Source organism: Vibrio sp. JZG10 (assembly GCF_054064075.1).
The window spans coordinates 14,889-26,997 of the sequence record NZ_JBSUGE010000025.1 but is presented as its reverse complement, the minus strand read 5'-3'; the positions used below and the strand labels follow the sequence as shown (position 1 = coordinate 26,997).

12 protein-coding genes are annotated in these 12,109 nt (G+C 45.7%); 8 read left to right on the top strand and 4 right to left on the bottom strand.

From position 1 onward, the window contains the following. The first annotated feature begins 115 nt into the window (after positions 1-115). The 3 genes from rpoH (at position 116) to glpG (ending at position 2,629) form a co-directional block, all read left to right on the top strand. Complete coding sequence (gene rpoH / locus ACWYVB_RS21075; RefSeq protein WP_005378693.1) at positions 116-973, top strand: RNA polymerase sigma factor RpoH; 858 nt, start codon at positions 116-118, stop codon at positions 971-973. Between the two features lie 493 nt (positions 974-1,466). Further along, positions 1,467-1,787: a thiosulfate sulfurtransferase GlpE gene (gene glpE, locus ACWYVB_RS21070; protein WP_005378691.1), complete on the top strand. Its 321-nt coding sequence runs from the start codon at positions 1,467-1,469 to the stop codon at positions 1,785-1,787. After that, entirely contained in the window at positions 1,787-2,629 is an 843-nt protein-coding gene (gene glpG, locus ACWYVB_RS21065) for a rhomboid family intramembrane serine protease GlpG (RefSeq protein ID WP_374093610.1), read from the top strand. The genes glpE and glpG overlap by 1 nt, the downstream gene beginning before the upstream one ends. 58 nt (positions 2,630-2,687) lie before the next feature. Here the strand turns inward: glpG and ACWYVB_RS21060 are convergent, their stop codons facing one another. Next, the gene (locus ACWYVB_RS21060; RefSeq protein WP_046874381.1) at positions 2,688-3,098 is read right to left on the bottom strand and encodes a flagellar basal body-associated protein FliL; all 411 of its coding nucleotides are present in this window, start codon (positions 3,096-3,098) and stop codon (positions 2,688-2,690) included. A 161-nt stretch (positions 3,099-3,259) separates the two neighbouring features. Here ACWYVB_RS21060 and ACWYVB_RS21055 point away from each other — a divergent pair, with 161 nt between their 5' ends. Next, a complete protein-coding gene (locus ACWYVB_RS21055; protein ID WP_005393781.1) occupies positions 3,260-3,799 on the top strand; it encodes a chorismate lyase in 540 nt (179 codons plus the stop codon). Next, positions 3,800-4,654 carry a 4-hydroxybenzoate octaprenyltransferase gene (gene ubiA, locus ACWYVB_RS21050; RefSeq protein WP_005393780.1) on the top strand — a complete coding sequence of 285 codons (855 nt, stop codon included), beginning with the start codon at positions 3,800-3,802 and terminating at the stop codon, positions 4,652-4,654. A 67-nt stretch (positions 4,655-4,721) separates the two neighbouring features. On the opposite strand, the gene plsB is transcribed toward ubiA, so the two are convergent. Then, positions 4,722-7,148 carry a glycerol-3-phosphate 1-O-acyltransferase PlsB gene (gene plsB / locus ACWYVB_RS21045; RefSeq protein WP_457530032.1) on the bottom strand — a complete coding sequence of 809 codons (2,427 nt, stop codon included), beginning with the start codon at positions 7,146-7,148 and terminating at the stop codon, positions 4,722-4,724. Positions 7,149-7,516: 368 nt separating this feature from the next. Here plsB and lexA point away from each other — a divergent pair, with 368 nt between their 5' ends. Continuing rightward, entirely contained in the window at positions 7,517-8,140 is a 624-nt protein-coding gene (gene lexA, locus ACWYVB_RS21040; RefSeq protein ID WP_457530030.1) for a transcriptional repressor LexA, read from the top strand. A gap of 7 nt (positions 8,141-8,147) precedes the next feature. On the opposite strand, the gene ACWYVB_RS21035 is transcribed toward lexA, so the two are convergent. After that, the gene (locus ACWYVB_RS21035) at positions 8,148-8,348 is read right to left on the bottom strand and encodes a hypothetical protein (protein ID WP_109170349.1); all 201 of its coding nucleotides are present in this window, start codon (positions 8,346-8,348) and stop codon (positions 8,148-8,150) included. On the opposite strand from ACWYVB_RS21035, the gene ACWYVB_RS21030 reads away from it, so the two are divergent. Both ACWYVB_RS21030 and dinF read left to right on the top strand, forming a co-directional pair. Then, complete coding sequence (locus ACWYVB_RS21030) at positions 8,331-9,125, top strand: class I SAM-dependent methyltransferase (RefSeq protein ID WP_005393777.1); 795 nt, start codon at positions 8,331-8,333, stop codon at positions 9,123-9,125. The two genes, ACWYVB_RS21035 and ACWYVB_RS21030, sit on opposite strands and share 18 nt — an antisense overlap. A gap of 55 nt (positions 9,126-9,180) precedes the next feature. Next, the gene (dinF, locus tag ACWYVB_RS21025) at positions 9,181-10,530 is read left to right on the top strand and encodes an MATE family efflux transporter DinF (RefSeq protein WP_457530027.1); all 1,350 of its coding nucleotides are present in this window, start codon (positions 9,181-9,183) and stop codon (positions 10,528-10,530) included. A gap of 57 nt (positions 10,531-10,587) precedes the next feature. Here dinF and sthA read toward each other — a convergent pair whose 3' ends face one another. Continuing rightward, complete coding sequence (gene sthA / locus ACWYVB_RS21020) at positions 10,588-12,018, bottom strand: Si-specific NAD(P)(+) transhydrogenase (RefSeq protein WP_005389689.1); 1,431 nt, start codon at positions 12,016-12,018, stop codon at positions 10,588-10,590. Positions 12,019-12,109 lie beyond the last annotated feature (91 nt).

Sequence of the window (12,109 nt, the reverse complement as noted above, 5' to 3'; positions counted from 1 at the left end):
CCGAATGTTTATGGATAATTGCTTCCCCTTCTTGAAACTTGTTCATTTTGAGTTCAAGATATCGAAGCTAAATTTGCAATGTAATGCTCCAGATCAGAGATTGATGAGGAATTGAATGACAAAAGAAGCGTATCCGATGGCTCTAGTCACGCAAGATAGCCTTGATAGCTATATTCGCTCAGTAAACAGCTACCCAATGCTGACTGCAGACGAAGAGCGTGAGCTGGCAGAACGATTACACTACAAAGGTGAGATTGAGGCTGCAAAAGGTCTAATTCTTTCGCACCTACGATTCGTTGTTCACGTTGCTCGTGGTTACTCTGGCTACGGTTTGCCAATGGCGGACCTTGTGCAAGAGGGTAACATCGGTCTAATGAAAGCCGTTAAGCGTTTTAACCCAGAAGTAGGGGTTCGCTTGGTGTCTTTTGCTGTCCACTGGATCAAAGCAGAGATCCACGAATACGTGCTACGTAACTGGCGTATCGTGAAAATTGCGACCACTAAAGCGCAACGTAAGTTGTTCTTCAATTTGCGTAAGTCGAAAAAGCGCTTGGGTTGGTTTAACAACGGTGAAGTCGAAACCGTTGCGCGTGAGTTAGGTGTTGAACCTTCTGAAGTTCGCGAGATGGAATCACGCTTAGCGGCGGTGGATTCAACCTTTGATATGCCAACTGACGAAGACGACAGCTCAAACGCTTACACAGCGCCGATGCTGTACCTAGAAGACAAATCGTCTGATGTGGCTGACAACATCGAAGCTGCAAACTGGGAAATGCATACCAACAATCGTCTGGGTCATGCATTAGCGAGTTTGGATGAGCGTAGTCAGCGCATCGTGCGTTCTCGTTGGTTAGATGATGAGAAAGCAACATTGCAAGACTTAGCTGATGAGTTTGGTGTTTCTGCCGAGCGTATTCGCCAGCTAGAAAAAAACGCAATGAAGAAACTAAAATTGGCCGTGGGTGAATTTTAATTTCCACTGCTAATTGAAAGTAAGATTTTCATAGAAAGCCGAGATCATGTGATCTCGGCTTTTTTATTGTCGATCGAAAATCGATAGCGTTTGCGATCCATATTTTATGTGCTACCTGTGTATAACTCTGTGAATTAATTATTTATCAATTGTTCGAAACCCGGGCAAAATAAGGGATTCAAGCACTTTTTCATCTGGGGATAGTTATAGATATACACACAGCTAGATCAGGATCATCACTACATATTGTGGATCAAAAGATCCAAATATACTTTATCAACGCAATTCACAGCTTTATCCACAAATGGTTGGAATGTGTACACTTTTTAAAACCCTGATTATCCATGTGTCTAAGTTTGCCGTTGGATAGGTTACAATAGCGGCAGTATACCCAAGCGGCTTCAAATATAGATTTTATGCTGTACCTCGGGTGCTGATTAGTACGTTAGGTTCGAGGTTGCTTGGGTATATTAATAAGACAATGAGAAAGTAAATGGATCAGTTTAAGCATATCGATGTACAAGGTGCGCAAGCGCTGCTCGAGCAGGGTGATGCGAAGCTTGTAGATATCCGTGACCCTCAATCGTTTGCCGTTGCGCATGCGGAGTCCGCGTATCACTTAACCAACGATACGATCGTTGCGTTTATGGATGAAGTGGAGTTCGAACAACCCATTCTGGTGATGTGTTACCACGGCATTAGTAGCCAAGGTGCCGCACAATATTTAGTTAACCAAGGCTTTGAACAGGTGTACAGTGTGGATGGTGGCTTTGAAGCCTGGCACCGAGCAGAACTACCGATAGTGAGAAGTTAATGAAGAGATTGGTAACGTTAAATAATCCACGTATGGCGCAAGCCTTTATTGATTATATGGCCTCTCGCCAAATTGACATCGAAATGATGCCAGAAGGAGACGGGCAATTTGCGCTGTGGCTGACTGATAGCCAGCATGAAATAGAAGCGGAAGCGGAACTTAAGCAGTTCCTCGCTAACCCATCTGATTCAAAATACAGCGCTGCCTCGTGGAACGTTGCCGATACTCGCAAGAGCACATTTCATTATTCTAGCCCGAGTATCATGAGCATGGTCAAAGCAAAAGCAGGCCCAATGACTTTGCTGATCATGACGGTGTGTACCATCATCTACTTGTTACAAATGTTTGGCTTTGGCAATGGCGTGTTTAAGTTGTTGCACTTCCCGGCTTTTGAGGGGCAACAATGGCAAGTGTGGCGATGGCTAAGCCATGCGTTACTGCACTTTTCAGTGACTCACATCGTGTTCAACTTACTATGGTGGTGGCAGTTGGGGGGCGACATCGAACGTCGTCTCGGTTCCGGTAAGCTATTGCAACTCTTTGTGGTGTCGGCAGCGCTTTCTGGGGCTGGCCAATTCTATGTTGAAGGGGCAAACTTCGGTGGCTTGTCTGGCGTGGTCTATGCACTGCTTGGCTATTTGTGGATATTGGGTTACCGCTTGCCACATTTAGGCCTTACGCTACCCAAGCCAATCATCGTTTTTATGTTGGTATGGTTAGTTCTTGGTTTTGTGCAGCCGTTCATGGCGATTGCAAACACCGCTCACTTAGTGGGTTTACTGTCGGGGATGGCGATTGCGCTGTTTGATTCAGGCAAGATGAAATACCAACAGCAAGCCTAAAGCTGAAATGAAAAGACCGCTCAAGAGCGGTCTTTTTTATGTTCAAAACGATTTGGGTTTATTGGTAAAGGTATTTTGTAAACAACAAATCGGCAATGATGGTTTTACCTGTTTCGGGCAAAAGTGTTTCGTTGAGGGTCGTCACTAAGGTTTTGCGCAGATCTTCTCGGCCAGAAAGGGACTTAATAGTATCTTCTGTTTGCTTACCCAGTAATTCAATCACTGCATCGCGAATCAAAGGTTGGTGATGCTCAACAATCGATAAATCTTGTTGGCTCATTACCATGATGTCGATGCGCACTTGCACATAACCTAACTTTTTGCCTTTGGTGTAAAAGTTAGTAGTGAGATCAGGCTCAAGGGTAAAGTATGCCAACTTAGGTCCAGCTTCTTCCGTTTCAGCCCAACTTGGTGCGGCGAACAGTATGGTTAACGCAAAAATAATTTGGGCTATATAACGTTTGTACATATTTCTAACTTTTCTTTCTCTGGATCGCGATATTCGAATCGCTTCAGTCTTGATACAATGGGCCGTCTATAACAAATAACGGAACTTACGGTTACATACATTACTATGGACGGTAAGTTGTTGCTTTATTGTACGCATAAAGCCTCCAATTGAATACTAGTATGAATCAGCCAACATCACTCTATCTTGCTTCTTTATTGGAAGTAGAGTGGCAAAACCCCGAAGAATTCGAATTTCCAAATGAATTTGCCAAGCACTGGCTTGAAGAGCAAGGGTCTTTGTCACGTCGTTTAAAGCAACACTGCCAAGCATTAACGGTAGAATTGCTACAAAATCAGATCGTCACTGCGGCGACGTTAAAACAGGACGAAAGCCAGTTATTGTCCGAACAAGATTGCTTACTGCGAGAGGTAATTTTGTGTGGTGACAATGATAACTGGGTTATCGGACGGACATTAATTCCTCGCTCAACCTTAGTTGATCAGCAGTATGATTTGGCTCAACAAGGGGATATCCCATTAGGACTAACAGTGTTCAGCGCAGACAACGTTGAGCGAGACTCTTTGCAAATGGGATGGGTAGCCGTACCAGAAGGACGTTTGTTAGCGCGACGCTCAAGGTTGTGGATGAATCACAAACCGATGCTGGTCGCCGAGTTATTCTTATCTAATTCACCAGTTTACGCTAAGGAGACAGTGTAAATGTCCGCAGAAAAAGCCAAAGCATATTGGCAACTGATGCGCATGGATCGCCCGATTGGTTCACTGTTACTGATGTGGCCAACGATTTGGGCGCTAATTATCTCAGCCCAAGGGATGCCGAGCTGGGATGTATTTATCGTGTTTGTATTGGGTGTATTTCTAATGCGTAGCGCGGGGTGCGTGATTAATGATTTTGCTGACCGCAAAGTCGACGGCCATGTAAAACGTACCAAACAACGCCCACTGCCATCAGGGAAAGTGACAGCAAAAGAAGCGATTGGATTATTTTTAGTTTTGGGTATCAGCTCATTCTTGTTAGTGCTGACCATGAACCCGTTGACGATTCAGCTATCCTTCGCTGGCATTGTGTTGGCGTTCATCTATCCATTTATGAAGCGTTACACTCATATTCCACAACTCTTTTTAGGCTTGGCGTTTAGCTGGGCAATTCCAATGGCGTGGGCTGCACAAACCGGGGAGCTACCACTGATAGTTTGGTTTGTGTTTCTGATTAACGCTTTATGGACCATTGCTTATGATACTCAGTATGCGATGGTCGATCGCGATGATGATTTAAAGATTGGCATTAAATCGACGGCAATTTTGTTTGGTCGTCATGACAAACTCATCATTGGGGTCTTGCAACTGATTACGCTCGCGATGTTGGTTTGGTTAGGGCAGTTCTACCAATTGGGGCAAAGTTACTACTGGACCCTTTTGATTGCAGCGTCGTTGTTTGTTTATCAGCAGCACTTAATTCGTCACCGTGAGCGGGAGTTGTGCTTTAAGGCTTTCCTCAACAACAACTATGTTGGCATGGTGATAGCGATAGGGTTATTGGTCGCATTTTGGTAAGCGAAGAAATAGCAAAAAGGCATCCGATTGGATGCCTTTTTTCTTATTTTGGAAGAAGGTAAAACGGTTACGACTGAAGTTGATGAATACTCTCTTCGATCGTCAGTTTCACTTCTGGATAAAGCAGAGTGAATAGTAATCGTGCAAATTGCTGCGTTTTCTTCGTGTCACAGTTACCATCGTTATCGAGGTATTTTTGCTGTTTGAGCGTATTGAACATAGCGGTAAACACACCTTTATCGAAGAATTCTGGCGCATTAATACCGTGTAAGCGTCCTAAACGTTGAGCAATATCTTGGCTCTTCTGTTCTAGGTCCGATTTACCGAGCTCTGGGTAAGCAACAAGCAAGTTCATCGCGATAGAGTAGCGCTGCAGTGTTTCCGTGATTGTACGACCTAGCAGAACCAAAGGCTGGTTGTTCGACTGATTGATCTCCAGCTTATCACCATCGAGGCTAATCATTTTCTGATCGGCAAACTCATGCAGTGTTTTAACGACCAATTCATCCAACTCGTCTTCTTGATAGCTTAAGAACAACTCTTTCTTCAAGAATGGGTAGATTTGCGCGACATTCGCTTGAATCTTTTCTACCGAGAGGTTGCGCTGACGAATGATCATCTGAGCAATTAATGATGGCAGAGCAAACAAGTGGATGATGTTGTTGCGGTAGTAGGTCATCAGGATCGACTGGCTACGATCCAGCGAAATGATGTCACCCATGCTATCGGTTTCAATCACGAACTTATCAAGCGAAATTGCATGATCGACCAACTCCTCAGCACTTTCGGTAGGGATAGTGGAGGTGCTTGAGTACGGGTTGTTTTTGAGTAGCTTTAAGTAACACTCAATCTGGTTGATCAGCGAGTCACGAGAAAGTGCACGTTGACGAGAAGCAAGCAGTGCGGTTGCACATAAGGTCAACGCGTTTGCTGCCGCCGCATCGTTGATGTGCGTCATCATCTTATTAGCAAGGTCGTTGACCACAGGGTTCATCCATTGTGGTTTGTTACCACCCATGCTGTCGATGTCTTTCGTCCACTCAGGAGCATGCTCGTTCAAGTATTGGTTGAGCTGAATTGGCTCACCGAAGTTCACATAGCCCAAACCAAAGTTACGCAGTTTACGCAGAGTACGCAGTACAAGCCCTGCGTTTTCTTTCTCTTTGCGTTTGCCACGCAGCTCTTTCGCGTAAGTGCCCACTTCCATTACGTGCTCGTAACCGATGTAGACCGGCACTAGTGTTACTGGGCGGTTTAGACCACGTAGCATTGCTTGGATGGTCATAGCCAGCATACCCGTTTTCGCTTGCAGTAAGCGACCTGTACGTGAACGACCACCCTCACTGAAGTACTCGACTGAATAGCCTTTGGCAAACAGCTCAGCTAGATACTCGCGGAAAATGGTTGAGTACAGTTTGTTACCTTTAAAGCTACGACGAATAAAGAACGCCCCACCGCGACGGAAAAGAGGACCGGCCGGGAAGAAGTTCAGGTTAATGCCTGCCGCAATGTGCGGAGGCACCATGCCTTCATGGTATAGAACGTAAGACAACAGTAGGTAGTCCATGTGACTACGGTGACACGGAACGTACACAATTTCGTGGCCGTCTTGCGCTAAACGACGCACAGTCGAGGCGTTATTGATGTGCAACCCTTGGTATAGCTTTGTCCATAGCCAACTCAGTATGCGGTCGCCGTTTTTCACTAGACCATATGAGAAGTCGGCGGCGATTTCATCCATGATGTCATGTGCTTCTTTACGTGCCTTATCAATCGAGATATTTTTGCTCTTGGCTTCGTCAGCGATCGCCAGTTCAATAGCTGGAGATTTCAATAAACGAGCAAACAACACTTGGCGTTGTGGCAGGTTTGGGCCTGAAGCAGCCAGTTTCTGGCGTGAGAAGTGGATACGCGCCACGCGAGCCAATTTGTGCGCAATTGCGCTGTCGGTACCGTGAGAGTTTGCCATATAACGCAGAGATACCACGGGACTAAAGCGAACCAAGCAGTCGCGTCCTGCTGCTATTACCGCTTTCGCCTTTTGCGGGCCATTCATTGGCTGAAGGTAAGGCTTTTGGTTTTCTTCTTTACCTGGTTTACGACCCCAAAGCACGGTTGCAGGGATCATTTGAACGTCCAACTCACTATCCAGCTTATGCAGTTCCAGTAAGTCAGAGAACAGAGAGACAGAGTCGGTTGGGACATCATTATCGTTGTTCATCACAGTTGGACGCGCAGCGATAAAGACGAAACGGTTCAGCGTTTTGCCATTGATTTCCAGCGGACTGAGCGGGTCAGGCAGACCAAGGCTCATGGCTTGTTTTTGCAGTGTCAGCAAATCCACGTTCGAGCGGAACGGTAGGGCATATACAATCGGCTTAGCGAGGTCGATATTCAGATCTTCAATCGGGTTCGACGGGATTGTGGTGCCCTTTACCAGTACCGATAAAGGTAGTTTTAGTAATGAACGTGAAAATGATTGTCCAGAAGACATAAAGTTCACAGCCTCAATAGGTATTCAAACAGGCCTAACCTTATTTCAGTGTCCGCTTTGCATGTCTTCTATAGAAAAAGAAATGAGTACGGCAAAAGAAATAAGCCTAGGCGATAAAATTTAAGCGCAGCAAGGATACCAGAAACTGGTCAAACCTTTTAATTTTATTGGCTGTAAATTAGTCGAACTCCTAAGTTGTTGCTTTACTTTGATTAACTGAAAAGGCGATGTTTTAAAGGCATGAATAATGAACTTGGGCAGCAAACGAAGTGCACTCCACAAATAAATTAAAAAACAACCAATTGGGTTTTCATTTGAGCATTTACTGGATATACTCACAGTTAACTGTATAAAAAGACAGGTGAGACATGAAGCCGTTAACGCCACGCCAACAACAAGTCTTCGATTTGATCAAAAGTAAAATCGATGACACCGGAATGCCACCAACTCGTGCAGAGATTGCGCGTGAGCTTGGCTTCCGCTCTGCGAATGCCGCAGAGGAACACCTAAAAGCGCTTGCTCGTAAGCAAGCAATTGAAATTATCCCAGGTGCATCGCGTGGGATTCGTATCCTACTTGATGACTCTGCCGCTAATGACGAACAGGGCTTGCCTTTGATTGGTCAAGTTGCTGCGGGTGAGCCCATATTGGCTCAGGAACACGTAGAAGCGCATTACCAAGTCGATCCTGCGATGTTCAAACCGCAAGCGGATTTCTTACTTCGTGTAAATGGCGAAAGTATGAAAGACATCGGGATTATGGATGGCGATTTGCTCGCTGTGCATAAAACCCAAGACGTGAGAGACGGTCAAGTTGTCGTTGCGCGCGTTGATGATGATGTGACGGTAAAGCGTTTAGAGCGCAAAGGTTCAACCATATTACTGCATGCTGAGAATGAAGACTTTGCCCCAATTCAAGTGGACTTAACGTCTCAGCACCTTACGATTGAAGGCTTAGCCGTTGGTATTATTCGCAATACCGATTGGATGTAAGTGTGTTTTAGCAGCCCAGTTCTTCTGGGCTGTTTTGTCTTTTCTCTTCTCTTTGTTCTACTTCCTCCAAAAGCTTGCTTATCATCTTGACCTTGTTTGTTTTGAGCAATTTATAAGCTTGATAATGTAATTGATATTCATTATCATCTTTATTGATGTCTATGTTTTCTCTCTGGCGCAGGAAATGCCCATGTCTCAGTCTAAACATCAAGTTCCTAACCATTTATTAAAGCCACTGTTATTGCGTAGCCGTGAAAGCATGGTCGACAATGGCTTGGTGTACGATCCGATAGCTGCTAAAGCGTGTTTGAGCTGTAAAATGGCGCCGGATTGTTTGAGTGGTGATATTGCGCAGAAGCAATTGCTGCACGTGACGCTGACCCAGCTTTGTGACCAGCAGGTTAGTCACTTCTTACAGCAGTATCCCGATGCTTGGATTATCAATGTCGGAGCTGGGCTGGATACCCGCTTTTATCGTTTGGATAATGGACGCTGCCATTGGATAGAGCTGGATGTGACGGAAAATTTGGTATGGCGTCAGCGCTTGTTCCACAAAAATGAACGCTATGAACATCGCTGTGGCAGTGTGGATGAAATGTCGTGGCTAGAGACGTTAGCCATTCCAGAGCAAGCACCGGTACTCATTTTATGTGAAATGGCACTGCTCGATTGCACAGAGCGTCAAGTCGCGAAATTTATTCAAACCTTGGGTCGACATTTTGTCTCTGCTGAACTGTGTATGGTGCTGGCAGGAGATTTAACGGAAACCAAGTGGGGACAAAAGCTTGGTTCTGATCGTTATGCTCATGGCTTTGAAGCGCCTGCAGAACAGATATTGCAATGGTTACCATGGGCACAGTGGGTGAAAGCTTTCTCGCCATTCGATAGATTCTGTTCTCGTTGGAAAGCTTGGCAGCGTTGGCTTAATAAGATTCCAATGTTGAAGCATCGCCTCACGCCAGTACTCGTTCATATCAAGTGGTAATTGGCTAGTCGTTAAGCGCTCAGGTACACTCGTCGATCTTACTGATGAGGTGCCTGTGACAAATTCAATCTTCTCTCCTTTATCTAATCCAAAAGTTCATCGCCAGGTATTAGCTTTAGCGATACCTATGGTGCTGTCGAATATTACTGTTCCATTGCTCGGTTTGGTCGATGCTGCGGTGATTGGTCATCTAGACCATGCTTGGTATTTGGGCGGTGTTGCGTTGGGCAGTACCATGATCAGCGTGACATTTTGGCTGCTTGGTTTTTTGCGTATGTCGACTACTGGGTTGGCAGCGCAGTCCTATGGCGGTGAAGACCGAAAACAACTTGCCTTGGTGTTTATGCAAGGCTCACTCATGGCGCTGCTGTTTGCGTTAGTCTTCCTTATTGCCCATAACCCGATTGCTGATTTGATCTTTGGTTGGAGTGACGCCAGTGCTGAAGTGAAGCACTACGGCATGCAATATTTCTCTATCCGTGTGTGGAGTGCCCCCGCTGCGCTAATGAACTTTGTGTTGTTGGGGTGGTTGCTCGGAACGCAAAATTCCAAAGCCCCAATGTGGATGGTGATCATCACCAACGTGACTAATATTGCCCTCGATTTGTTGTTTGTGATTGGTTTGGGATGGAAAGTAGAAGGCGCTGCGCTGGCATCGGTGATTGCTGACTACTCAGGCATGGGTTTTGGTCTCATGTGTGTCTGGAAAACCTGGCGAGAGAGGCAATTACCATCACCTCAAAAGTTGCTAGCCAGCACTCAACACGGTTTAGGGCGATTCGTGAAATTGAATCGCGATATTTTCTTACGCTCTTTGTGTCTGCAAGCGGCTTTTAGCTTTATGACGTTCCAAGGCGCGAGCTTTGGTGATGAGGTTGTCGCTGCAAATGCGGTTCTGATGAGCTTCCTGATGATTATCTCGTATGGCATGGACGGCTTTGCTTATGCAATGGAGGCCATGGTCGGGAAGGCGATTGGTGCCAAAGATAGGCAACAATTGAGTGCATCGCTTGTCGGCACTTTCTTTTGGAGTTTGGTTATTTGCTTAGGACTGACCGCGCTCTTTGGTTTGGCGGGAGCGCAGTTGATCGCCATGATCACTTCAATTGAGGCGGTACAACAGCAAGCAGCTGTGTATCTACCTTGGCTGGTGGTGATGCCACTTGCGTCGATGTGGTGCTTTCTATTGGATGGCATTTTTGTCGGTGCAACCAAAGGCAAAGACATGCGCAATAGTATGTTTGTCGCGACCAGCAGTTTCTTCGTTGTCTTTTACTTATTCGCCGAGTGGGAAAATCACGCGCTGTGGTTTGCAATGACGAGCTTTATGTTGATGCGGGGTATTGGTTTAGGGGTTATCTTTCTCTACCAATGGCACAAGGATACCTTCCTCGCACAATGTTGATATAAAAACAGCAGGTCCAAGCCTGCTGTTTTTCTGTCTGCTATCAAGAAGCATAGATTAGAACAAACGGTTCAAACCATTCAATGCAGCGACACGATACGCTTCGGCCATCGTCGGATAGTTGAAGGTGGTATTGACGAAATACTCGATGGTATTCGCTGAGCCTTTTTGCTCCATAATGGCTTGACCGATGTGGATAATTTCCGCGGCACGTTCGCCAAAGCAGTGAATCCCTAAAATTTCTTTGGTTTCACGATGGAACAATATCTTCAAGCTGCCGATGTCTTTCCCTGCGATCTGTGCACGAGCTAGATGCTTGAACGAAGAGCGTCCTACTTCATACGGTACTTTCGCAGCTGTTAGCTCTTGCTCGGTTTTACCCACAGAGCTAATCTCTGGGATGGTGTAGATACCTGTTGGAATATCATCAATCAGATAGTTTTCTGCCTGACCTTTCGTAATGGCTTGTGCGACAAATCGCCCTTGGTCATAAGCGGCGCTTGCAAGGCTAGGGTAACCGATGACATCGCCTACAGCGTAAATGTGCTCAATATCGGTTTGGTAGTTACGGTTTACTTTTAGTTGTCCGCGAGAATCCGCTTCCAGACCCACTGCACCCAAATTCAACTTATCGGTGTTACCTGTTCGACCATTCGCATACAACAAGCAATCCGCCTTCATCTTCTTGCCAGATTGTAGGTGAATAATCACGCCATCTTCTGTGCCTTCGATTTTTTCATAGGTCTCATCATTACGAATTACCACACCGCTGTTCCAGAAGTGGTAAGACAGCGCATCTGACACTTCGTTATCCAAAAACTCCAACAAGCGGTCTCGGGTATTGATAAGGTCGGTTTTCACTCCAAGTCCGCGGAAGATAGAAGCGTATTCACAACCGATAACGCCTGCACCGTAAATGATGATATGACGAGGGTCGTGTTTCAGGCTCAAAATGGAATCACTGTCGTAGATGCGCTCATGCAAGAAATCAACGTCGTTAGGCTGATACGGACGAGAACCAGTCGCGATGACAAACTTATCCGCTGAATAGATTTCTTCTGTGCCGTCGCTTTGCATTACTGCAATTGAGTAGTTATCGATAAATCGCGCGGTTCCGAACAAAAGTGTGCATGAGTTACGGTCATAAAAGCCCTGACGAAGTCGAGTTTGCTTATCAATGACCGATTTAGCATGACCTAAAATGTCAGAAAATGTTGCATGAACGCTGGTGTTGTTTCGACAAAATAACGGGTTGCTATTAAATTCGATGATGCGGCTAACGGCATGACGCAGCGCTTTTGATGGAATAGTACCCCAGTGAGTACAACCGCCGCCGACACTGCTTTCTTTCTCGACAATGGCAACATTCAGTCCCGCTTTGGTTAATCCCATTGCAGCCCCTTCTCCGCCAGGGCCACTACCGATTACGATCACGTCATAGTGATTAACATGCGCCATGATGCCTTCCTTGTTATATTTGCTTAACATTGCTTTAGCGCGATTTTAACTCATTTACTCTATTGGTACACGTAATGCCTGTTAGAGAGTGGAAGTGATCACGCAGAATCGACCAAAAGGA

Coding starts and splice junctions, on each gene's coding strand:
- rpoH (WP_005378693.1), top strand. CDS start 116: ATGACAAAAGAAGCGTATCCGATGGCTCTAGTCACGCAAGATAGCCTT.
- ubiA (WP_005393780.1), top strand. CDS start 3,800: ATGTCCGCAGAAAAAGCCAAAGCATATTGGCAACTGATGCGCATGGAT.
- sthA (WP_005389689.1), bottom strand. CDS start 12,018: ATGTTAAGCAAATATAACAAGGAAGGCATCATGGCGCATGTTAATCAC.
- ACWYVB_RS21055 (WP_005393781.1), top strand. CDS start 3,260: ATGAATCAGCCAACATCACTCTATCTTGCTTCTTTATTGGAAGTAGAG.
- ACWYVB_RS21030 (WP_005393777.1), top strand. CDS start 8,331: ATGTCTCAGTCTAAACATCAAGTTCCTAACCATTTATTAAAGCCACTG.
- glpG (WP_374093610.1), top strand. CDS start 1,787: ATGAAGAGATTGGTAACGTTAAATAATCCACGTATGGCGCAAGCCTTT.
- ACWYVB_RS21035 (WP_109170349.1), bottom strand. CDS start 8,348: ATGTTTAGACTGAGACATGGGCATTTCCTGCGCCAGAGAGAAAACATA.
- plsB (WP_457530032.1), bottom strand. CDS start 7,148: ATGTCTTCTGGACAATCATTTTCACGTTCATTACTAAAACTACCTTTA.
- ACWYVB_RS21060 (WP_046874381.1), bottom strand. CDS start 3,098: ATGTACAAACGTTATATAGCCCAAATTATTTTTGCGTTAACCATACTG.
- glpE (WP_005378691.1), top strand. CDS start 1,467: ATGGATCAGTTTAAGCATATCGATGTACAAGGTGCGCAAGCGCTGCTC.
- lexA (WP_457530030.1), top strand. CDS start 7,517: ATGAAGCCGTTAACGCCACGCCAACAACAAGTCTTCGATTTGATCAAA.